The organism is Pedobacter sp. R-06 (assembly GCF_049913135.1).
Classification (GTDB): Bacteria; Bacteroidota; Bacteroidia; order Sphingobacteriales; family Sphingobacteriaceae; genus Pedobacter.
In genome coordinates, this window is record NZ_CP183977.1 from 5,788,598 (window position 1) to 5,808,349 (window position 19,752).

Consider the following 19,752-nt stretch of genomic DNA (forward strand, 5'->3'; position numbering starts at 1 on the left):
ATTGACGAGCCGATATTTAAAATCCTAATTCCTAAAAATACAATTGAAAATATGCAGGGCAATCCGCGAGGAAAGTGGCGGGGCTTTATTGGAAATTTTACTGAAAAATTTCGGAGTAATGTTCGTCAGAAATTCTAAAACCGGAGGATGAAGAAAAAGTTGGATTGAAAACAACTTTGGCATTTGTACCTGTGCCGCTGTTTGGTGACTATCTTTAACTTTTACAGTTACCTGGGTATTTTTGCAGCAACCATCATCTTTCTTTTCGGCGGGAATGTCTTTGCAGAATTTGCATGAAACCTCATTGCTAAAAAGTTTAACATTTTCTAGTTTGCCCCCACAGAAATGGAGACTTAAAGCCAAACCCATAACACTAACTGCATAGAATACAGCCAAAGAAAGTGCTATTTTTTGTTTTAACTTCATTAATACAAAGGTAAGGGAAAAAATATCGAATAATACCAGTAATTATTTATTGAATTTCATTTTTTAGCTTACTTTAGCCTTAAACACCAATTAAATGAAGAAAATATTATTATTTCTCTGCGCCTTTTCGATACTTTCAGCATTTGCTGCAAAGCCTAAAAATCAATATGTACGCATTAAAACCGAATTTGGAGAATGCATCGTTAGGCTATATAATCAAACCCCCTTACACCGCGATAACTTTTTGAAATTAACCAAATCGGGATATTACAATGGTGTTTTATTTCACCGGGTGATTAAAGATTTTATGATCCAGGGTGGTGATCCCGATTCTAAAAATGCCAAGCCAGATTCGTTGTTGGGCAATGGCGGACCAAAATATACGATCCCTGCGGAATTTAATGATAGCTTGTTTCACAAAAAAGGGGTTTTGGCTGCTGCCAGGGAAGGTGATGATGTTAATCCGGCCAAAGCATCGAGTGGTAGTCAGTTTTACCTGGTTCAGGGAAAAATTTTTACCGATCAGCAGTTAAATAGTGTTGAAGAGAAACGTTTAAAATTTAAGATCCCTGAATGGCAGCGTGAGGTATATAAAACGATAGGTGGTACGCCTCATTTGGATCGGAACTATACCGTTTATGGTGAAATAGTGATTGGTTTGGATATGGTAGATAAAATAGCCGTTCTGGCAACTGATAAAAACAACCGTCCAAAGCAGGATGTGAAAATGGAAGTTACCGTTTTAAAAAGAAGAGCCGCGAAAAAGTTAGAGAAGCAGTTACTGCAGGGTTCTTTGAAAGATAAAACGGTTATGTAATTAATGGATCTTGTCTGTTATCAAAGAAGAACAGAATTCTAATTTCTTCTTGATAAACCCTATAGTAGAAAGAAGTATATTTCGAAACTACGCCTTTTCTAACTTGACTGTTTAATAAAATGGGTTCGTAAATGAATGGCTGAATGGCAATTAAATCAATTTTTTTATAAACACTGTGGATAAATTTTTCAGCGTAATCATATCCCCAGATTTCCTCGATGAACATTCCAATGCCGAGTAGTGTTTCGTATGCTTCTTCTGAAAAAGAAACTGTTAATGCCATTTCTCAGAGAGTCTTCTTTTAATTTCATCATAAGGGATTAATCTCCCTTCTTCAGCTTGCTTTAACCCTCTTTTAATACCCTCTTGAACATGTTTCGGTAGTTCCTCTAAAACAACCTTTTCGCTGTAGTTTAAAAGCATGTCTAACTCTGACAAAAGATTTTCGTCATCTGTTTCGAATACTTTTTTTGCGATCTCTATTTTTAGCTCTTCAATGCTCATAAACAAATTTAACGAAAGCAAATCTGAATTACTAAGCATTTATTCAATTAATTTCTAAATTTACCGCCCACAACAATTGAAATTTATTGAATGAAGATTATTTCCTATAACGTTAATGGGATTAGGGCGGCAAGTACCAAAAACTTTTTTGGCTGGCTTCAGGCTACAGATGCTGATATGGTATGCCTGCAAGAAGTAAAGGCCCTGCCGGTGCAGATTCCAGAAATTATTGCCCTGATTGAGCAACTTGGCTACCATCATTATTGGTTCCCTGCCGAAAAAAAAGGATATAGTGGTGTGGCAATTCTGACTAAAATTAAACCAAATCATATCGAATTTGGCTGTGGTGAAGAATGGATAGATAAAGAGGGCAGGATTTTAAGGGCTGATTTTAATGGTTTTTCTTTAATGAGCCTTTATATGCCGTCTGGCTCGAGCGGAGATGAACGTCAGGTTAAAAAGTACGAATTTATGCGGTTTTTTGATGCGTATATTGGAGAATTGCGCAAAGAGATCCCAAATCTAATTGTAAGTGGCGATTACAATATCTGCCATACAGCCATCGATATTCATAACCCAAAATCAAACGCCAATTCATCGGGCTTTTTGCCAGAGGAACGCGAGTGGATGCAGTTATTTTTGGATAATGGTTTCATCGATACTTTCCGTCATTTTAATAAAGACCCACATCACTATACCTGGTGGAGTTATCGAGCGGGCTCGAGAGGGAAGAACCTGGGTTGGCGGATTGATTACCATTTGGCTACGAAGCCTATGGAAAACCGTTTGAAAAATGTTAGAATTTTACCCGATGCAATCCATTCCGATCATTGCCCGGTTCTTTTAGAGATCGATTAAGTATTTGGTTAACTGATTAATTGTTTAAATCGGTTAACTGTAACCAAAACCCGATTAAACAGTTTAAACAATTAACCTTCAATCTAACCAGATGTTAATCACAAATATAAAAGGCCTGGCAGGCTTACATTCCAAAGATAAATTAGTGTTGCGTGGCGGTGAATTAGATTCGTTACCTGTCCTCGAAAATGCCTGGCTTTTAATTGAAGATGGTCTGATTAAGGATTTTGGTAAGATGGATTCAATCCCATCTCATATCTCGAATCTCTCCTCTCACATCTCAGCAGAAGGCAGATATATTTTCCCTTCATGGTGCGATAGCCATACACACATTGTTTTTGCTGCTTCGCGCGAGGAAGAATTTGCAATGAAAATCCAGGGCAAAAGCTACGAAGAAATTGCGGCTGCAGGAGGAGGGATTCTAAATTCTGCTAATAAACTCCAAAAAGCTTCTGAAGATGAGTTGTTTGAAAGTGCATCTGTGAGATTAGAGCAGATGATTCTTCAGGGAACGGGTGCCGTTGAAATTAAAAGCGGATATGGATTAACCACAGAGAGTGAAATCAAAATGCTCAGGGTAATCCGCAGGCTAAAAAATCAATTTCCGATTCCGATAAAAGCAACTTTCTTAGCTGCCCATGCTTATCCAGCTGAATTTAAAAACAACCATCAGGGATACATCGATTTAATTATTAATGAAATGCTGCCTCAGATAGCAGCAGAAAAGCTGGCTGACTATATTGATGTTTTTTGCGAAAAAGGATTTTTCTCTGTTGAAGAAACCGATCAGGTATTAAAGGCGGGTGCAAAATATGGGCTAAAACCAAAAGTGCATGCCAATCAGCTTTCCGTTTCGGGGGCAGTAGAGGTTTCTGTGCAAAATAGCGCCATTTCAGTTGATCACCTTGAGGAAAGCGATGAAGAAACGATCCGAACGTTAAGAAATGCCGAGACCGTTGTAACATTACTCCCTTCTTGTTCGTTTTACCTAGGTATTCCTTTTGCTGATGCCAAAAGCTTTATTAAAGCCGATTTGCCAGTTGCTTTGGCTACCGATTACAATCCTGGTTCAACACCTTCAGGAAATATGAATTTTGTGGTGTCACTTGCATGTATTAAAATGAAGATGTTCCCAGAACAGGCGATAAATGCAGCAACATTAAACGGTGCGGCAGCAATGGAGATGAGTGAAGATTATGGAAGCATTACTGTCGGTAAAAAAGCGAACCTGTTTATAACCAAACCGATGCCTTCGATTGCCTATTTGCCATATAGCTTTGGCGAAACGCAAATAGAAACTGTTATTTTAAACGGTGAAATTTATAATGGATAACCTTAAAATATATTCGCAGCGCGACATCGATCATTTAATCATTGCCCGCGATGGTGAAACCAAACTGGGCGAAAGGGTTAGTGTGTACCAACACGATGAGGGAGCTTCATCAAGTGACAGAATTTCAGTAGAAGGATTAAGAGCCAGTAGTTCTAAATTTGTACTGTTAGGTATTCCAGAAGACATTGGCGTACGTGCAAACATAGGCATTGCTGGTGCAGCCTCTATGTGGCGGCCAAGTTTGGTGGCTTTTTTAAATGCCCAAAGCAACCGCTTTTTAAACGGCAAAGAAGTTTTGGTTTTAGGTCATTTCGAAATCGATGAGCCCGAAGATTCTTCCATAATGGGTTTAAGAAACAAAGTAGCACAGATTGATGAGCTGGTTTATCCCGTAATTGAAAAAATTGTAGCTGCAGGCAAAATACCTATTGTGATTGGTGGTGGTCATAATAATGCTTATCCAATAATTAAGGGTACTTCTTTAGCACATAAAAGCCCAATAGCTGTTTTAAATGTAGATGCTCATGCTGATTTAAGAGAGTTGGAAGGCAGACACAGCGGGAACGGGTTTTCTTATGCATTAAAAGAAAACTACTTGAATAATTATTTCATGTATGGCTTGCATCAAAACTATAATAATGAAGCTATTTTAAATCAAATAGATACAAACCCAAAGCTTAAGGCTATTTTTTTTGACGATATTTTAACTGGCGCTAACTTTACTGACATAGTGAATGAAATAGGTTCAGTTGCGGGCCTGGAAATCGATCTGGACTGTGTTCAGAATGTGCTTTCCAGCGCCGAAACACCATCTGGTTTTGCAGTTAACGATATCAGAAAGTTAATTTTGACTAGCGCAAAGCAATTTTCTTATTTGCACATTAGTGAGGGAGCTACACGGATGTTAGATGGTAGGGTGAGCAGGCTAACGTCGAAACTGGTTGCTTATTTGGTGAGTGATTTTGTTAAAGCACAGCGTTTCTAACGAGAGATCGTCATGCTGAATTTATTTTACAAGTAGAAATAGTATTTTCAATTGCCTTGTAGCTACTACGTGGTCAGCATCTTTCCTTTTTTGATTAATTGTGAGATTGATATTTTGCAAACAGACCCTGAAACAAGTTCAGGGTGACGATTCGCGGGTAGAATCTTACAGATGCTCCGCTTCGTATTTTTCTCCCGCCTTCAACATCAGTTCGATCTGTTTCAGGTCTTCGGCCGTTAATTCTTCTTTTTCCTGTAATTCGAATACCGCAATCATATTGTCTTCGTATTGTTTTTCGGTTTTGATAACGATTTCCTGTGGCATGCTGTTAAGCTTAAAATTTTATAATTTCTGTTGGCGTAATGCAAAAATCCAACCTGATGTCGTGTTCATTTACATCATCGATTTTTTCAATAGCAGGGTACAAAGATAAGCCTATTTTTTGAGCATTTATATCCTGTAAAAAACGATCGTAAAAGCCCTTACCATAACCTACCCGGTAGCCTTGTTTATCGAAAGCTAAAAGTGGAATAACAACAAGATCTACCTCGCCCTCGTGCAGGTTTCCCTTTTGCGGTTCGAGGATATTATACAGGTTTTTCTTTAAATCGCCTAGGCCTAAATATTCGTGATTGGTCATTAAAGCGGTTTCAAAATCGGCTTTAGGTACAATGATTTTAATTTCCGGGTGGGTTTTATTAAGCCATTCGATCAGTAAAAAAGTATTGGGCTCTTTTTTTTCGGTGATGGGCAAAAAGATATGCAGGGTTTTAATTTGGCTAAAATCGAGCGTTTTAAACCTGTCTAAGAGAGCTTCGCTTAGGTTTTCGTATTCTGCATCGTTGAGCAATAATCTGTCTTTTAACGCTTTCTTTCTGATTTCGGCTTTTAACATCGTATTCAAATTTATGTTTTTTATAACAAGAGAGCGAAGCGGGTTGTTTTTACAGACCTGTAAGGTTTTTAAAACCTTACAGGTCTAAATGTATAAACCAAAAAGCCCCTGAAGCATTCACTTCAGAGGCTTTCATATATTCTAATCAAGTTATTTTACACGCTCAACGTATTCGCCGGTACGGGTATCGATTTTAATTTTGTCTCCTTGGTTTACAAACATTGGAACTTTTACCTCAACACCATTTTCTAATGTTGCAGCTTTTAGTGCGTTTGTAGAAGTATCGCCTTTAACAGCTGGTTCCGAATAGGTGATTTCGAATTCAGCAAAGTTTGGTAATTGAGCCATAATCGCTTCTTCGCTTTCCATCGAAACAATAATGTTCATACCTTCTTTTAAGAATTTAATAGCCGAACCAAATAAAGCTTTCTCTACATTAAACTGCTCGTAGCTGTTATTGTCCATTACTACCAGATAGTCACCTTCTTCGTATAAATATTGGTAATCGTTGGTTTCTACACGGCATATTTCTACCGCTTCGTCGGTATTCATACGTGCTTCAACAATTCTGCCTGATTTAATGTTACGGAATTTACCAGTGTAAAACGCCCCGCCTTTTCCTGGTGTACGGTGATTCCATTCGTCAACAGTAACCAGTTCGTTGTTTATACGAAGAATGTTACCTGTTTTAATTTCTGATGCTTTTGCCATATTGTGTTATCCTAAATTGGATTTATATTTCAGTTTTTCGTGACGGCAAAGGTAAAATTATTTTGATAAAAACCTATAAAGGTTTAAGGTATAAGGCATAGGGTTTAAGGAAATTTAGACCTCCAGTTATACTATTTTACCCGCTCCATGTATTCGCCCGTTTTGGTATCAACCTTAACCTTATCTCCCTGGTTGATAAACAAAGGGACTCTGATTTCGGCACCTGTTTCTACAGTGGCATATTTTTGTGCACTGGTAGAGGTATCGCCTTTTACAGCGGGTTCAGAGTAGGTAATTTCTAGCTCTACGCTATTAGGGAGCTGGGCAACAATTGGTTCATCGCTTTCAAAAGCGATGGTTATATTCATGCCCTCTTTTAAAAACTTAATGGAATTTCCGAAAAGCAACTTAGGGATATTGTATTGCTCGAAAGTGTTGTTGTCCATCACCACCAAATAATCGCCATCTTCATAAAGATATTGATAGTCGTTGGTTTCTACACGGCAAATGGTCACCTCTTCATCGGTACGGAAACGGTACTCTACAATTTTGCCGGTTTTTACATTGCGCATGCGGGCCTGATAAAAAGCCCTTAAATTTCCTGGAGTACGGTGAATGTACTCTTCTACACTTACCAACTCTCCGTTAAAACGAAGCACATTTCCGCTTTTTACTTCTGATGCCTTTGCCATTTTATAATGAAATATAGTTTTGTTAATTTTTGAGCACCAAAGTTAAAAAAATGAATGATGATTTGGAAAGGAAAATCTGTGGTTCCCTGGTTCAATAGTCATTAGTTAATTGGTCTGAAAAACATATGCGGATGATTGTTTTTAGGGAACATTAACCTTAAAAATCCGCGTATAAAAGAAATGCCTTTGGGAACCACTCCAAAGGCATAATCAACCTAAACCTCAAACTAAACTATGAAAAACTCTTTGCCTTTTACGGGCTATATATTTTGATTCCGAAATACGGAAAATATGATCTTTTACTTGAAGAGATAAATTAAATAATTGTTTCTCTTTTTGGTGGTGCAAAGGTAAGTATAATTTGTGAAGTAGAAAATATTTTCTGAAAAATTTATTTATAATACAAATGTATGACAAAACAGACGTTTTGTAGAAGTTGGATTTTTACGATAACTTACTTGTAATCTGATATTTGTATCTGGTTTGTGCAGAAATCGTATTCTTGTATTTGGTTGGAGCCAATTATTGTTAGGCGGTCCTTTCCAAAATTTTCGATCAATTCGCGGTACCAATTTATTCCCTGAACGTCTAAATTGCTCGTTGGCTCGTCTAAAAATAAAATTGGTGTATCGGTACAACATGCCAAAGCTAGTTTGGTTCTTTGCTTCATTCCCGATGAAAAGTACTTGATTTGTTTGTTCGCTGCTTTTTCTAGTCCCAGTATAGTGATCAGCTTTTTTGAATCGAGCCCCGGAGCAAAATTTTTGAATTTAAAATGGAAATCAATGCTCTCTTTTAAGGTAAATGTTTCAACCAGTTCGAGATACGGCGCAGCTAGGCTGATGTATTTGTAGATATTTTCTACAGGAATTTCCTTGGTATCTGAGAACGAGATTTCTCCTTCAGAAGGAGATAAACTACCCGTTAGAACACTCAATAACGTTGATTTTCCAGAGCCATTAGGTCCCAGTATTGCATAACTATTACCAGAAGAAAATTCAGTACTTAAATTCCTGAAAATCCACTCTTTATTAAACCTTCTGCCAACATTATTTAAAGAGATATTCATTTGCAGCAGGGCATTTAGGGCTTAGCGATAAGCGGTTTAGTCATACAAACGCTGTTATCAACGCCAATATATTGTCCGTAGTTGGGTATAATGTGGTAGCCCACTTTTTGGTAAAGTGCAATGGCCTCGGGTTGTTTTTTGCCGGTTTCTAAAATACATGCAGCAAAACCGAGTTCAGTAGCCCAGTTTTCTAATTCATTTAAAACTTTAGCAGCTATGCCTTGCTTCCTATAATCTGGATGTACAAACATTCTTTTAACTTCGGCTTCTGTTGCTGAAAAAGGTTTTATGGCACCGCAGCCAACAACAGTTCCATCTTGATAGGCAATAATCACTTCTTTAATAGCATCAACCTTGTTAAACTGCGCATAAAAGGTATGATCATCACCATCTCTAATGGCTAAATCCTGATCCAATAAAGCAACCAATGTCCTAAAATCGGCATTGTCTGAATCGGTTCTGATTAGCGTTAAATCACTCATGAATATTTGTTTGAATTTGGTTAAGGCAATGGATTTTACCCTCTACCTCAAACCCTTCAGCCTTCTATCTTAATTAGCTTCCCATTCCAAAGCCCTTCATTACACCACGGTTAGAATTACGGATAAAATCTACAATTTCATCACGGATTTCTGTTGGTTTAAATTCGGCTTCGATCATGTCTAAAGCTTTCGTTACGTTATTGTGTTTTACGAAAAGTACACGATAAATCTCTTGGATTTCGTCAATCTGCTCATTGGTAAAACCTCTTCTGCGCAGACCAACAGAATTAATCCCCGCGTATGAAAGTGGTTCGCGGGCCGCTTTTACATAGGGCGGAACATCTTTACGTACCAATGAACCACCGGTTACGAAAGCATAAGAACCCACTTTAACAAATTGATGTATTGCAACCAAACCTGCCAAAACTACATTGTTTCCAATGGTAATGTGACCGGCTAAAGTGGTGCTGTTTGAGAAAATACAGTTATTGCCAACCTCACAATCGTGCGCAATGTGCGAATAAGCCTGAATTAAACAATTACTGCCGATCGTGGTTTTCCATTTATCTTTGGTACCCCGGTTAATGGTAACGCACTCGCGTATCGTGGTATTGTCGCCAATCTCTGCAGTAGTAATTTCGCCGGCAAATTTTAAATCCTGTGGTTCGCCAGAAATAACAGCGCCAGGAAATATGCGGCAGTTTTTACCAATACGTGCACCATCCATAATGGTAACGTTCGATCCGATCCATGTTCCCTCTCCAATCACAACGTCTTTATGTATCACTACAAAAGGTTCAATTACCACGTTTTCGGCAATCTTTGCCTGAGGATGTATATATGCTAAAGGTTGTATCATTATTGGGCGGGTTCTGCTTGTTTAACTTTTGAAATTTGAGCCATCATTTCGGCTTCGACAACGATTTTTTCGCCAACCATACCTACGCCTTTCATCTGGGCAATGCCCCTTCTGATTGGTTCGAGTAAATCGCAACGGAAAACAATAGTATCGCCAGGAAGAACCTGAGCTCTAAAACGTACGTTATCTATTTTTAAAAAATAAGTAAGGTAATTTTCAGGATCCGGAACGGTACACAGTACAAGAATTCCGCCTACCTGGGCCATCGCCTCAATCTGCAATACACCCGGAAATACCGGAGCTCCCGGAAAGTGACCTCTAAAAAATTCTTCGTTCATGGTTACGTTTTTAACACCTACCACGTGATTTTTAGAAAGTTCCAGGATTTTATCAACGAATAAAAACGGTTGACGGTGCGGCAAAATCTCCATTATTTTAACTACATCAAATAATGGTTTTGCGTTTGGATCGTATACCTTTTGTATTTTTTTGTTTTTTTCTTTTTTAATCGCTGCTTTAATCTTTTTTGCAAAGGCAACGTTCGCGGCGTGGCCAGGGCGGGCAGCCATAATATGCCCTTTTAAATGCATTCCGACTAAAGCTAAATCGCCAATCATATCTAATAATTTATGACGGGCAGGTTCGTTTTGATAACGCAGCTCCATGTTGTTCAAAATCCCTTGAGGAGCAACATCAATGTCTTTACGGTTAAACAATTTCGCCAGATGGCTTAATTCGTCCTTCGTAACTTCTTTATCTACAATTACAATGGCATTATTTAAATCGCCGCCTTTAATTAAATTGTGCGATAACTGATATTCCAACTCGTGAAGGAAACAGAAAGTACGGCAAGAAGCAATTTCTTTCTTGAACTCTGCAATGGTATTAATGCCGGCGTGCTGGCTGCCCAAAACAGGGGAATTGTAATCGATCATACACGTAAAACGATAGTCGTCTAACGGCATGGCTACAATTTCTACTTTTCTATCTTCTTCGGTATAGGTAATGTTATGCGGAATGGTGAAATACTCACGATCTGCATTTTGCTCAACTGTACCTACTTCCTCCAGTAAATCAACAAACTGGATAGAACTACCGTCCATAATTGGCGTTTCTGGTCCGTCTAATTTAATGAGTATGTTATCGAGGTCCATACCAACCAGCGATGCCATTACGTGTTCTACAGTACTTACGCTAGCACCATTTTGGGTAAGCGTAGTGCCTCGTGAGGTATCGGTAACGTTGTCTGCATCGGCTTCGATAATCGGGTGGCCATCTAAATCAATACGCTGAAATTTAAAGCCATGATTTTCCGGGGCCGGGCAAAATGTTAAAGTAACATTAGCACCTGTGTGTAAACCAACACCAGATGCCGATATTTCTTGTTTAATCGTTTTTTGTCTAACGTTCATTGTGTATTGTATTCTTTTCCAGTTCAGCTGTAAGCTTTTTCAATTCCTCTTCGAGCGCGTTTATTCTTTTTTCTACATCTGGAAGATGTTTGAAAATTACGGAGGCACGCATCCAGTTGCGCAATGGTTGCGCCGGACTACCGTGCCATTGTTTATTTTCTTCTGTAATATTAAAATTGATACCAGCCTGTGCACCAATCTGAGTGCCCTTGGCTAATGTTAAGTGTCCGGCTATTCCAACTTGCCCGCCAACAACACTATTGGGGCCAATTTTTGTACTTCCGGATATGCCCGACTGTGCGGCTAAAACGGTGTTCTCGCCAATCTCTACATTGTGCGCAATCTGGATCAGGTTATCGATTTTTGCACCTTTCTTTACAATTGTTGATCCCATTGTTGCACGATCTACAGTTGTATTTGCGCCAATTTCTACGTCATCTTCGATTATAACGTTTCCAATCTGCGGGATTTTATTGTAAGTACCGTCTTTTTGCGGAGCAAAACCAAAGCCATCACTTCCGATAACGGTATTGGAATGAATAACGACCCTGCTGCCGATTATCGAATTGTGATAAATTTTTACGCCAGGGAAAAAAGTGCTGTTTTCGCCGATTTTAGAATTCGCACCGATAAAGGTTTGCGCATTTATTCTACAGCCATCGGCAATTTCTACATTCTCGGCAACATAGGCAAAAGCATCTATAAACACGTTCTTGCCAATTTTCGCAGTTGGGTGAACAAAAGCCAGTTTATCCGTTCCAGATTGTGCGGTCTGGGCATTAACGGCTTCATTATATTTATCCAACAAGATTGTAAAGGCGCTATATGGATTTTCTACACGTATTAATGTACTGGTATATGGTTGTGTAGGGGCGAAATCCTTCGATACGATCACAACTGACGCCTGAGTAGAATACAAAAAGTTTTCGTACTTAGGGTTCGAAAGAAAAGACAAAGAGCCTTCCTTTCCGTCTTCTATTTTAGAAAGTTCGGTAACGGCTACATCGGGGTTACCATCAATGGAACCGTTTAGAAACTGACTTATCTGCGTGGCAGTAAATTGCATCGTACAAAGGTATATGTTAAATTGATATGAACAAAAAAACCTGCTCGGGTTAAACTGTGTATATTTTACACAATAATAAGACTTAAAACGGCACTAAAACCTAAATATTTTGTTAAATAACCTTAAATCCCTCTGGGGTAACAGAGGATATATTTTTCTACCGTTTTCTGTAGCGACTCCAGATTAGACAAATCAGATGCCTTTGCTATATCAACAATATCGTTATTTTTCATCAGAATCTTGATATTTCCGACCCTTGCGTTATATGCACGGTTTTGAATAGAATCGGTAAAAACAAAATACCTTGCTTCTTCTGGCTTGATTTCTAATAAATTAATGGCTGCATCCTGCAAAAAGTTTACGCGGTCATCACTTGCTTTTTCGTTACCCATTTCTACCTTATATAGGTTTCTTGAGGTGAGCATTTTACACAGCGTAGACAAAATTTTATCGGGATGTTTGGCCCAAACCTTAACTGCTGCATAAATATCCTGATCATCCAGGTTGGTAAAATGCTCCAGATTTTCGTGCTGCGCAAAGAAATTGGCCTCGTTGATATCGTTTTTTAAGAAATAATTTAATGATGGTGAAGCAAATAAATCGGCTCCAGCGGCTGATAATTCTTTTGCACGCTCTAATAGCTTTACCAAAATCATCTCACCAGCAATAACGGTTTTGTGCAGATAAACCTGCCAATACATCAGCCTGCGGGCAATTAAAAATTTCTCGATAGAATAAATGCCTTTCTCCTCAATCACCAGGTCATCATCATAAATGTTAAACATTTTGATAATCCGATCGAAACTGATTACGCCTTCGCTAACACCTGTAAAAAAGCTGTCGCGGTTTAAATAATCCATTCTATCGAGATCTAACTGGCCGGAAATCAGTTGATGAAGAAACTTTTTAGGATAGGTGCCATTAAAAATTTCGATGGCATGGGCTAACCGCCCGTCAAAATGCACATTTAGATCGTGCATCAGTTTTGCCGAAATATCTTCGTGCCTAATTCCAGTTACTAAAGAATGTTCTAATGCGTGCGAAAAAGGGCCATGGCCGATATCGTGCAGTAAAATGGCCAAAATGGCGGCTTCTTCTTCGCCATCGGTTATGGTATGTCCTTTACTTCTTAAAAGATTTATGGCCAAACTCATTAAATGCATGGCGCCTAATGCATGGTGGAAACGCGTATGTAATGCACCTGGATAAACCAAATGAGTCATTCCAAGCTGTTTGATGTAACGCAAACGTTGGAAATAATGATGTGAGATCACATCGTAAACTAATTCGGACGGAATGCTGATGAAACCGTATACGGGGTCATTTATTATTTTCTTCTTGTTCAATCGTTAAAAATAGTTAAATAGATAGATACGGTACAAAAATTGCTATTTTTATTTATAGTTTGATTTACCTGCCAAAATTAAAAGGCAATACTTACCTATTTTTACAATAACATGCAAGAAACTAAAATATTATGGGCCGATGATGAAATCGACTTATTAAAACCTCATATATTATTGCTCAATGATAAAGGTTATCATGTAACTACATTTACCAATGGGAACGATGCGTTGGAGGCATTTGGGAAAGCTCATTTTGACCTGGTTTTTTTGGATGAAAATATGCCGGGGATGAGTGGAATTGAAACCTTATCGGCCATTAAAAACCTGAATCCGGATGTTCCTGTTGTGCTGATTACCAAAAGTGAAGAAGAAAATTTAATGGAGGATGCGATTGGGAGTAAGATTGATGATTATCTGATCAAGCCAGTAAACCCTAAGCAGGTTTTGTTAACCATTAAAAAACTGATTGATAACAAACGCCTGGTAAGTGAGAAAACTTCTATGGCTTATCAGCAGGATTTCCGTCGATTAGGCATGACGTTGGGCGATAGGCTGAATTATGAAGAGTGGGTGGATGTGTATAAAAAAATAGTTTTTTGGGAGCTGGAACTTGAAAAACTCGATGATCCGCAAATGCATGAAATTTTAACCATGCAGAAACAGGAGGCCAATACACAGTTTACTAAATTTATCGAAGAACATTATTTAGGTTGGATTAAAGAAAAAGATAAAGCCCCGTTGCTTTCTAATGAGCTGTTAAAGAAAAAAGCTTTCCCACATATTAACGATACCACACCTGTCTTTTTTATTCTGATTGATAATTTACGTTACGATCAGTGGAAAATCATTAATCCGCTAATTTCTGAATATTTCAGGATCGATGAAGAAGATATGTATACAAGCATTTTGCCTACAGCAACACAATATGCCCGTAACGCTATCTTTTCAGGAATGATGCCTTTGGATATGGAGAAACGTTTCCCACAGCTGTGGCAGAACGATGATGATGAGGGCGGAAAAAACATGCACGAAGAAGCCTTTTTAGCCGATAACATTAAACGTAGTTTAAGAAAAGATTGTAAATTCAGTTATAATAAAATCCTCACATTTGAGCAGGGCAAAGATCTTGTTGATCAGACCAATAACTTGTTGCAGAATGATTTCAATGCCATTGTATTCAACTTTGTTGATATGTTAAGTCATGCCCGCACGGATATGCAGATGATCCGCGAGTTGGCTAATGATGATGCCGCTTATCGTTCGTTAACTTTATCTTGGTTTGAGCATTCGCCACTTTGGGACTTATTGAAAAAAATCTCACAGAAAAAGGTAAAAGTGATCATTACAACCGATCACGGAACCATCCGTGTTAAAAAACCGGTTAAAGTAATAGGCGATAGGAGCACAAACACCAATTTAAGATACAAGCAAGGTAGAAACCTTAATTTCAATGCAAAAGAAGTGTTTTTGATTAAAAACCCTCATGATGCCTTGTTGCCTAAAATCAACATCAGCAGCAGTTATATTTTTGCAAGAGAAGACAGCTATTTCGTTTATCCGAATAATTATAATCAGTTTGTGAATTATTATAATGAAACCTTTCAGCATGGAGGTATTTCACTCGAAGAAATGATTATTCCGGTGGTGACGTATTCGCCGAGGTAAAACATAAATAAATTCGTCATTTCGACTGGAGCACAGTCCCGAAATTTCGGGAGAGAAATCTTTGACGAGATGATTCGGGAAAGATTTCTCCTCCGAAGGAGTTCCTTTGGAACACTACGGTCGAAATGACGACCTATAAAAGGCAAAAGCAATGCAATTATGTATTACTTTTGCCTTTATTTTCTTAAAATGGATATCGAAGTTAACAGTTTAGCCGATTTACCTGCTGTTGCACAACAGCTTTCAGATTTTGCCAGTGGCCAAAAAGTCTTCATTTTTGAGGGTGATATGGGTGCCGGGAAAACAACCTTCATTAAAAATTTCTGTAAACATTTAGGTGTTGACGATGTGGTTTCGAGCCCTACCTATTCTATCGTCAATGAATATGAAAGTCCTAAGGGTTCGGTTTTCCATTTCGATTTTTATAGAATAAAAGATATTCATGAAGCTTATGATCTGGGCTATGAAGAATATTTTTATGGTGGTGGCGTTTGTTTAATAGAATGGCCTGAGCGAGTGGAAGAGTTGCTACCCGAAAAACATATTAAAATTGAGATAAATGTGCTGGATGAAAACCGCAGATTATTCAGATTTTCGAAGGTATAACAATTAGTTATCAATAAATTAACAGATTTTCCTTACCTTGAACAACCTAAAACTATCAAAATTTTAAATTCAACATGGCTACAGGATTACGCGAAGGAATGGCCGATATAGCTCGTCAGGGTTTACTACAAACGCAAGAGGCAAAGCTAGAAACCAGAAATAAAAAAAACAGTCTATATATAGGAATACCCAAGGAAATTTCTTTCCAGGAAAATAGAATTGCATTAACGCCTTTGTCTGTTGCATTATTGATAAACAATGGGCACCGTGTTGTTTTGGAAAGTGGAGCTGGTACTGGGGCTAATTTTTCTGATACCGAATATGCAGAGCAGGGCGCTAAAATTGCCTACAATAAAAAAGAAGTTTTCGATGCTGATATCCTGGTGAAAATTGCACCGCCCATGTTGGAAGAGATTGAGATGATGCATAAAGGGCAAACGCTTATTTCTTCATTGCAAACCGGAACGCTAAAGCAGGATTATCTGAAAGCATTGATGCATAAAAAAATTAATGCATTATGCTTTGAGAACCTTCGCGATGAAGGTAATGTACTCAGCGTGGTACGCGCGATGAGCGAAATAGTGGGGTCGACCTCTATTTTAATTGCTGCAGAATATTTGAGCAATGTAACGGGCGGAAAAGGTTTAATGCTCGGTGGCTTTACTGGAGTTCCTCCAACGGAAATTGTTATTTTGGGTGCTGGAACGGTGGGCGAATATGCCGCCAGAACAGCATTGGCATTGGGGGCCGAGGTTAAAGTTTTCGATAGCTCCATTTACCGCTTACGCCGCCTGCAGAATAATTTAGGAAGCAGGGTGTTTACTTCGGTAATGCAACCTATTGTTTTGAATAAGGCTATTGTAACCTGCGATGTAGTAATCGGTGCCATTAGGGCTACTCACGGGCGTAGTCCATGCATCGTAATGGAAGAAACGGTTGCCCGGATGAAACCACATTCGGTGGTAATTGATGTAAGTATTGATCAAGGGGGCTGTTTTGAAACATCTGAAGTGACAAATCACACCAATCCAGTGTTTAGAAAATACGATGTAATTCACTATTGTGTGCCAAATATTGCTTCGCGTGTGCCAAGAACGGCATCGTACGCTTTGACGAACATTTTTGCGCCTATTTTATTAGATATTGGTGAGTTTGGAGGTTTAATGAACATGGTGTGGAATAACCCGGGTATTCGTGAAGCACTTTATATTTATCAAGGAAATTGTACCAATAAAGATCTGGCTGATATGTTCAATCTGCCATTTAAGGATCTTGAATTATTGGTGGTTTCGAATCAATAAAACTTTGCAGCAACGAGACTATCGATTTAGCGGATAAATCACGAAATGTCCTTATCGAAAAACATTTTGTTGGTTATTCAAATGTAAAAGTCTTAGACAGGCTCAGACTGACAACTGTTTTAACTTAACAGTGGTAATGCCCTATGCCAAATACCAATTTATATGAAAATCAATCTCTTTACGTTATTTTTCTTCCTCTCAGTCGTTGTTAGCGCCCAAAATAAACCCATTGCCGTAAAAAAGCTGGTGGTGGTGAGTTCCTATAATCAATACCTGGCAGCTATAAAAACAGATCCGAATAACGAATTGGTTGAAATCAAAAAGGCCATTCCCAATATTAAATTAGATATCCGCTACGCCACTAAGAATAATTTTATGCAGCAGGTCATGTATAAACAGGCAAGGGCTTTTGCCCGAAAACCAGTAGTAGAATCGTTAAAAAAAATCCAAAAAGAATTAAATAAAAAAGGCTATGGCTTGAAAATATTCGATGGTTACCGGCCTTATGCTATTACCGTTGAGTTTTATAAAAAGGCCAGTGATAAAAATTTTGTGGCTAACCCGGCGAAAGGATCTAAACATAATAGGGGCTGTGCGGTAGATTTAACGCTGATTGATCTGAAAACTGGCAAAGAAGTAACCATGCCGACCCCTTACGATAGTTTCTTGGCTGCTGCTGCGGCGAAATATGAAAAGGTATCGCCTGAGGCTAAGAAAAACCGTGATTTTCTAATTGCTATAATGGGTAAATATCAGATGAATGTACTAGAGAACGAATGGTGGCACTACGATTTCTCGGGGTGGAAAAAGTACGATTTGATGGATATTCCCTTCGAGAAGCTTTAGAGGTTCATTAACCACTAGTTCATTTGTTCAATAGTCATTAGTTCATTGGGCTGGGAGTATACCCTGGCATAATTCGTAATTGCGAGGCTGGATAAGAGCCGACCGAAGCAATCACAGTGCCTCCGTGTAAATCTTAATTTCCTTGACTTATTAATGGTTATTAATCAATCGTGATCGTCATCCTGAACTTGTTTCAGGATCTTTCGGATTGATATTTTCAGTGGTATAAGATGTTACCATCTTACACTAAATTTAGCGCTATAATTGTCAGGTGGTAACACCTGACATCACAAATTACAAATGATGTGGCCTCCCGTATTGCTCCATTTTTACCTTCGCTTTATCCTCTTTTACAGCCAGTTCAAAAATGTAATCGTAATCATCATCTGTTAATTCCTCTTTAGGTTTTTTGCCGCCAAGGGCTTCAATAATCTCGAGTACGGTATTAGAATGGCCTGCTACAATAATGGTTTTGCCAACGTAATTGGTTTTAATGCTGTCTACAAGCGATTTAACGTCTTTATAATCGATTACCTTCGGAATCACCAATGAATCTAATGTTTGGTGCGTTCTTTTTGTCGGTGTGGCAAAAGCAACATCAAACTTTACTTTCTTTAAGTAAGTTGCTAAATCTCCTGCTCTTATTCTTCCTTCATCAGAGAGATTAGGGTTGGTATCCTGTGGGTTAGACTTGTCTTTCTCTGCGTGCCTAACAATCCAAACTGTGGTCGTTTGGGCTGAAATTATGTTGGCAAAGAGGAGCGTTAACGACAGTAATACAAGCAGTTTTTTCATGTTATAAATATTCAAAAATTAATTGGATAAGGAAAGGTTAAAAATTTATAGCTGTTATCAGCCTTTCAATATCCTCTTTCTCATGCCAGGAGGAAAGTACTATACGATCTAAAGGTGTGTCGTTAGGATTTGGATATGGAAAAGATGAAATTAAGATTTGCTCTTGCAGAAGGCGTTCTGAGAAATTAACATCGCCCAGCAAATATACAGGAAAACCATATTCGTGTTTCCAGGTAAGATTTAATGTCGATTCAAACATCAGCATGTTGCTTTTCAGTTTATTTAATGCTGTCTTGTATATTTCTTCAGCATGGATAAATGCATAAAGCCCTGCCGGACCAGATGGAGAAGCACCAATAAAGGTATTTGTACTTTTAAGTTTATCGATGATTTTATTAGGGGCCAAAACAATACCTGCATCTATCCCTAGTGCTTTTGCCATGGAGGCAACCACTACATTTTCGATATTTTCTTGTTTCGGAAGATTTACGATGGCCCCCATGCCATTGTTGTTTATGCCTATTCCATGCGAATCATCAACAACAAGGATTATATTTTTATCCTTACGGATCTCTTTTACAAAATCGAAGTCATAAATTTCTGGCATAAGATTGTTCATCGAATTACTGATCAAAATCCAGGTTTTTTCTTCAGATGAATTTATTCTTTCAATCGTTTCCTGTTCCCAATCTCGAAATAATTTTACGTTTTTGGTTTGATTTTCTACCAACCAAAGTGCAGGGTGTGCTGCAGGGCCATAAATTACTTCCCCCAATCTGGATAAATCCTTAACGGTAAGCTGTGCAGCTAAATACCCGCTCGAAGTAATCAGTGCGGCTTCTGCTCCGTAGCGTGCTGCAGCTACTTTTTCGGCATCATCATAAATGCCAAGCTGAATGTTGTTGGTGCGGCTTGTTCCGTTGTTTAAACCGAATTTTTTAATCCCTTTAATATACAGATGAATAAAGTCCTGATTTTTGGGAATGCCCAAATAGGCCGTCCCTCCAAAATATAAATAGGTGTTCCCCTCAATATTTATGTGATTAGAAAAAGGCTGATCAATCGATTTAAAGTTAGGTTTCAT

Annotated in this window: 23 protein-coding genes; 8 read left to right on the forward strand and 15 right to left on the reverse strand. The window is 38.4% G+C overall.

The features are described 5' to 3' along the window. Positions 1 to 24: 24 nt before the first annotated feature. Positions 25 to 426, reverse strand: a complete 402-nt coding sequence (locus ACN9MR_RS23440) for an HYC_CC_PP family protein (RefSeq protein WP_057931037.1) — start codon at positions 424 to 426, stop codon at positions 25 to 27. A gap of 94 nt (positions 427 to 520) precedes the next feature. Between ACN9MR_RS23440 and ACN9MR_RS23445 the strand changes: the two genes are divergently transcribed. Then, the gene (locus tag ACN9MR_RS23445; protein WP_426326922.1) at positions 521 to 1,243 is read left to right on the forward strand and encodes a peptidylprolyl isomerase; all 723 of its coding nucleotides are present in this window, start codon (positions 521 to 523) and stop codon (positions 1,241 to 1,243) included. Here the strand turns inward: ACN9MR_RS23445 and ACN9MR_RS23450 are convergent. Together ACN9MR_RS23450 and ACN9MR_RS23455 are read right to left on the reverse strand one after the other, a co-directional pair. Continuing rightward, positions 1,236 to 1,526 carry a type II toxin-antitoxin system RelE/ParE family toxin gene (locus tag ACN9MR_RS23450; RefSeq protein WP_426326923.1) on the reverse strand — a complete coding sequence of 97 codons (291 nt, stop codon included), beginning with the start codon at positions 1,524 to 1,526 and terminating at the stop codon, positions 1,236 to 1,238. The two genes, ACN9MR_RS23445 and ACN9MR_RS23450, sit on opposite strands and share 8 nt — an antisense overlap. Beyond that, entirely contained in the window at positions 1,517 to 1,747 is a 231-nt protein-coding gene (locus tag ACN9MR_RS23455; RefSeq protein ID WP_426326924.1) for a hypothetical protein, read from the reverse strand. Before ACN9MR_RS23455 ends, ACN9MR_RS23450 begins: the two co-directional genes overlap by 10 nt. A gap of 90 nt (positions 1,748 to 1,837) precedes the next feature. On the opposite strand from ACN9MR_RS23455, the gene ACN9MR_RS23460 reads away from it, so the two are divergent. The 3 genes from ACN9MR_RS23460 (at position 1,838) to ACN9MR_RS23470 (ending at position 4,923) form a co-directional block, all read left to right on the forward strand. Next, positions 1,838 to 2,605 carry an exodeoxyribonuclease III gene (locus ACN9MR_RS23460; RefSeq protein ID WP_426326925.1) on the forward strand — a complete coding sequence of 256 codons (768 nt, stop codon included), beginning with the start codon at positions 1,838 to 1,840 and terminating at the stop codon, positions 2,603 to 2,605. A gap of 91 nt (positions 2,606 to 2,696) precedes the next feature. Next, the gene (gene hutI / locus ACN9MR_RS23465; protein WP_426326926.1) at positions 2,697 to 3,938 is read left to right on the forward strand and encodes an imidazolonepropionase; all 1,242 of its coding nucleotides are present in this window, start codon (positions 2,697 to 2,699) and stop codon (positions 3,936 to 3,938) included. Continuing rightward, a complete protein-coding gene (locus tag ACN9MR_RS23470) occupies positions 3,931 to 4,923 on the forward strand; it encodes a formimidoylglutamase (RefSeq protein ID WP_426326927.1) in 993 nt (330 codons plus the stop codon). Before hutI ends, ACN9MR_RS23470 begins: the two co-directional genes overlap by 8 nt. Before the next feature lie 165 nt (positions 4,924 to 5,088). On the opposite strand, the gene ACN9MR_RS23475 is transcribed toward ACN9MR_RS23470, so the two are convergent. The 10 genes from ACN9MR_RS23475 to ACN9MR_RS23520 all read right to left on the reverse strand — a co-directional run bounded on the left by ACN9MR_RS23475 (position 5,089) and on the right by ACN9MR_RS23520 (position 13,455). Beyond that, positions 5,089 to 5,247 (reverse strand): hypothetical protein, encoded by a 159-nt coding sequence (locus tag ACN9MR_RS23475; RefSeq protein WP_157255332.1) that lies wholly within the window; start codon positions 5,245 to 5,247, stop codon positions 5,089 to 5,091. A gap of 10 nt (positions 5,248 to 5,257) precedes the next feature. Then, complete coding sequence (locus ACN9MR_RS23480; RefSeq protein ID WP_426326928.1) at positions 5,258 to 5,818, reverse strand: 5-formyltetrahydrofolate cyclo-ligase; 561 nt, start codon at positions 5,816 to 5,818, stop codon at positions 5,258 to 5,260. Positions 5,819 to 5,968: 150 nt separating this feature from the next. Continuing rightward, complete coding sequence (gene efp / locus ACN9MR_RS23485; RefSeq protein ID WP_086548521.1) at positions 5,969 to 6,529, reverse strand: elongation factor P; 561 nt, start codon at positions 6,527 to 6,529, stop codon at positions 5,969 to 5,971. 131 nt (positions 6,530 to 6,660) lie between these two features. After that, complete coding sequence (gene efp / locus ACN9MR_RS23490) at positions 6,661 to 7,221, reverse strand: elongation factor P (RefSeq protein ID WP_426326929.1); 561 nt, start codon at positions 7,219 to 7,221, stop codon at positions 6,661 to 6,663. Between the two features lie 454 nt (positions 7,222 to 7,675). Continuing rightward, complete coding sequence (locus ACN9MR_RS23495; RefSeq protein WP_426326930.1) at positions 7,676 to 8,290, reverse strand: ABC transporter ATP-binding protein; 615 nt, start codon at positions 8,288 to 8,290, stop codon at positions 7,676 to 7,678. A 14-nt stretch (positions 8,291 to 8,304) separates the two neighbouring features. After that, the gene (locus tag ACN9MR_RS23500; RefSeq protein WP_426326931.1) at positions 8,305 to 8,772 is read right to left on the reverse strand and encodes a GNAT family N-acetyltransferase; all 468 of its coding nucleotides are present in this window, start codon (positions 8,770 to 8,772) and stop codon (positions 8,305 to 8,307) included. A 73-nt stretch (positions 8,773 to 8,845) separates the two neighbouring features. Further along, positions 8,846 to 9,631, reverse strand: a complete 786-nt coding sequence (gene lpxA, locus ACN9MR_RS23505) for an acyl-ACP--UDP-N-acetylglucosamine O-acyltransferase (protein ID WP_025141731.1) — start codon at positions 9,629 to 9,631, stop codon at positions 8,846 to 8,848. Then, positions 9,631 to 11,043 carry a bifunctional UDP-3-O-[3-hydroxymyristoyl] N-acetylglucosamine deacetylase/3-hydroxyacyl-ACP dehydratase gene (locus ACN9MR_RS23510; protein ID WP_426326932.1) on the reverse strand — a complete coding sequence of 471 codons (1,413 nt, stop codon included), beginning with the start codon at positions 11,041 to 11,043 and terminating at the stop codon, positions 9,631 to 9,633. Before ACN9MR_RS23510 ends, lpxA begins: the two co-directional genes overlap by 1 nt. After that, complete coding sequence (lpxD, locus tag ACN9MR_RS23515) at positions 11,033 to 12,109, reverse strand: UDP-3-O-(3-hydroxymyristoyl)glucosamine N-acyltransferase (RefSeq protein WP_426326933.1); 1,077 nt, start codon at positions 12,107 to 12,109, stop codon at positions 11,033 to 11,035. The genes ACN9MR_RS23510 and lpxD overlap by 11 nt, the downstream gene beginning before the upstream one ends. 122 nt (positions 12,110 to 12,231) lie before the next feature. Beyond that, positions 12,232 to 13,455: an HD domain-containing protein gene (locus tag ACN9MR_RS23520; RefSeq protein ID WP_426326934.1), complete on the reverse strand. Its 1,224-nt coding sequence runs from the start codon at positions 13,453 to 13,455 to the stop codon at positions 12,232 to 12,234. Positions 13,456 to 13,566: 111 nt separating this feature from the next. On the opposite strand from ACN9MR_RS23520, the gene ACN9MR_RS23525 reads away from it, so the two are divergent. From ACN9MR_RS23525 to ACN9MR_RS23540, 4 genes are all read left to right on the forward strand, one after another. Next, on the forward strand, positions 13,567 to 15,120 hold the full coding sequence (locus ACN9MR_RS23525) for a PglZ domain-containing protein (protein ID WP_057931049.1): 1,554 nt from the start codon (positions 13,567 to 13,569) through the stop codon (positions 15,118 to 15,120). A 189-nt stretch (positions 15,121 to 15,309) separates the two neighbouring features. Continuing rightward, positions 15,310 to 15,726, forward strand: a complete 417-nt coding sequence (tsaE, locus tag ACN9MR_RS23530; protein WP_215124754.1) for a tRNA (adenosine(37)-N6)-threonylcarbamoyltransferase complex ATPase subunit type 1 TsaE — start codon at positions 15,310 to 15,312, stop codon at positions 15,724 to 15,726. Positions 15,727 to 15,800: 74 nt separating this feature from the next. Further along, positions 15,801 to 17,027, forward strand: a complete 1,227-nt coding sequence (locus tag ACN9MR_RS23535) for an alanine dehydrogenase (protein ID WP_426326935.1) — start codon at positions 15,801 to 15,803, stop codon at positions 17,025 to 17,027. Positions 17,028 to 17,189: 162 nt separating this feature from the next. Then, positions 17,190 to 17,873, forward strand: a complete 684-nt coding sequence (locus ACN9MR_RS23540) for a M15 family metallopeptidase (RefSeq protein WP_426326936.1) — start codon at positions 17,190 to 17,192, stop codon at positions 17,871 to 17,873. Positions 17,874 to 18,167: 294 nt separating this feature from the next. Here the strand turns inward: ACN9MR_RS23540 and ACN9MR_RS23545 are convergent, their stop codons facing one another. Both ACN9MR_RS23545 and ACN9MR_RS23550 read right to left on the reverse strand, forming a co-directional pair. Then, positions 18,168 to 18,668, reverse strand: a complete 501-nt coding sequence (locus ACN9MR_RS23545) for a phosphoglycerate mutase family protein (protein ID WP_426326937.1) — start codon at positions 18,666 to 18,668, stop codon at positions 18,168 to 18,170. A gap of 37 nt (positions 18,669 to 18,705) precedes the next feature. After that, positions 18,706 to 19,752 (reverse strand): aminotransferase class I/II-fold pyridoxal phosphate-dependent enzyme, encoded by a 1,047-nt coding sequence (locus tag ACN9MR_RS23550; protein WP_426326938.1) that lies wholly within the window; start codon positions 19,750 to 19,752, stop codon positions 18,706 to 18,708.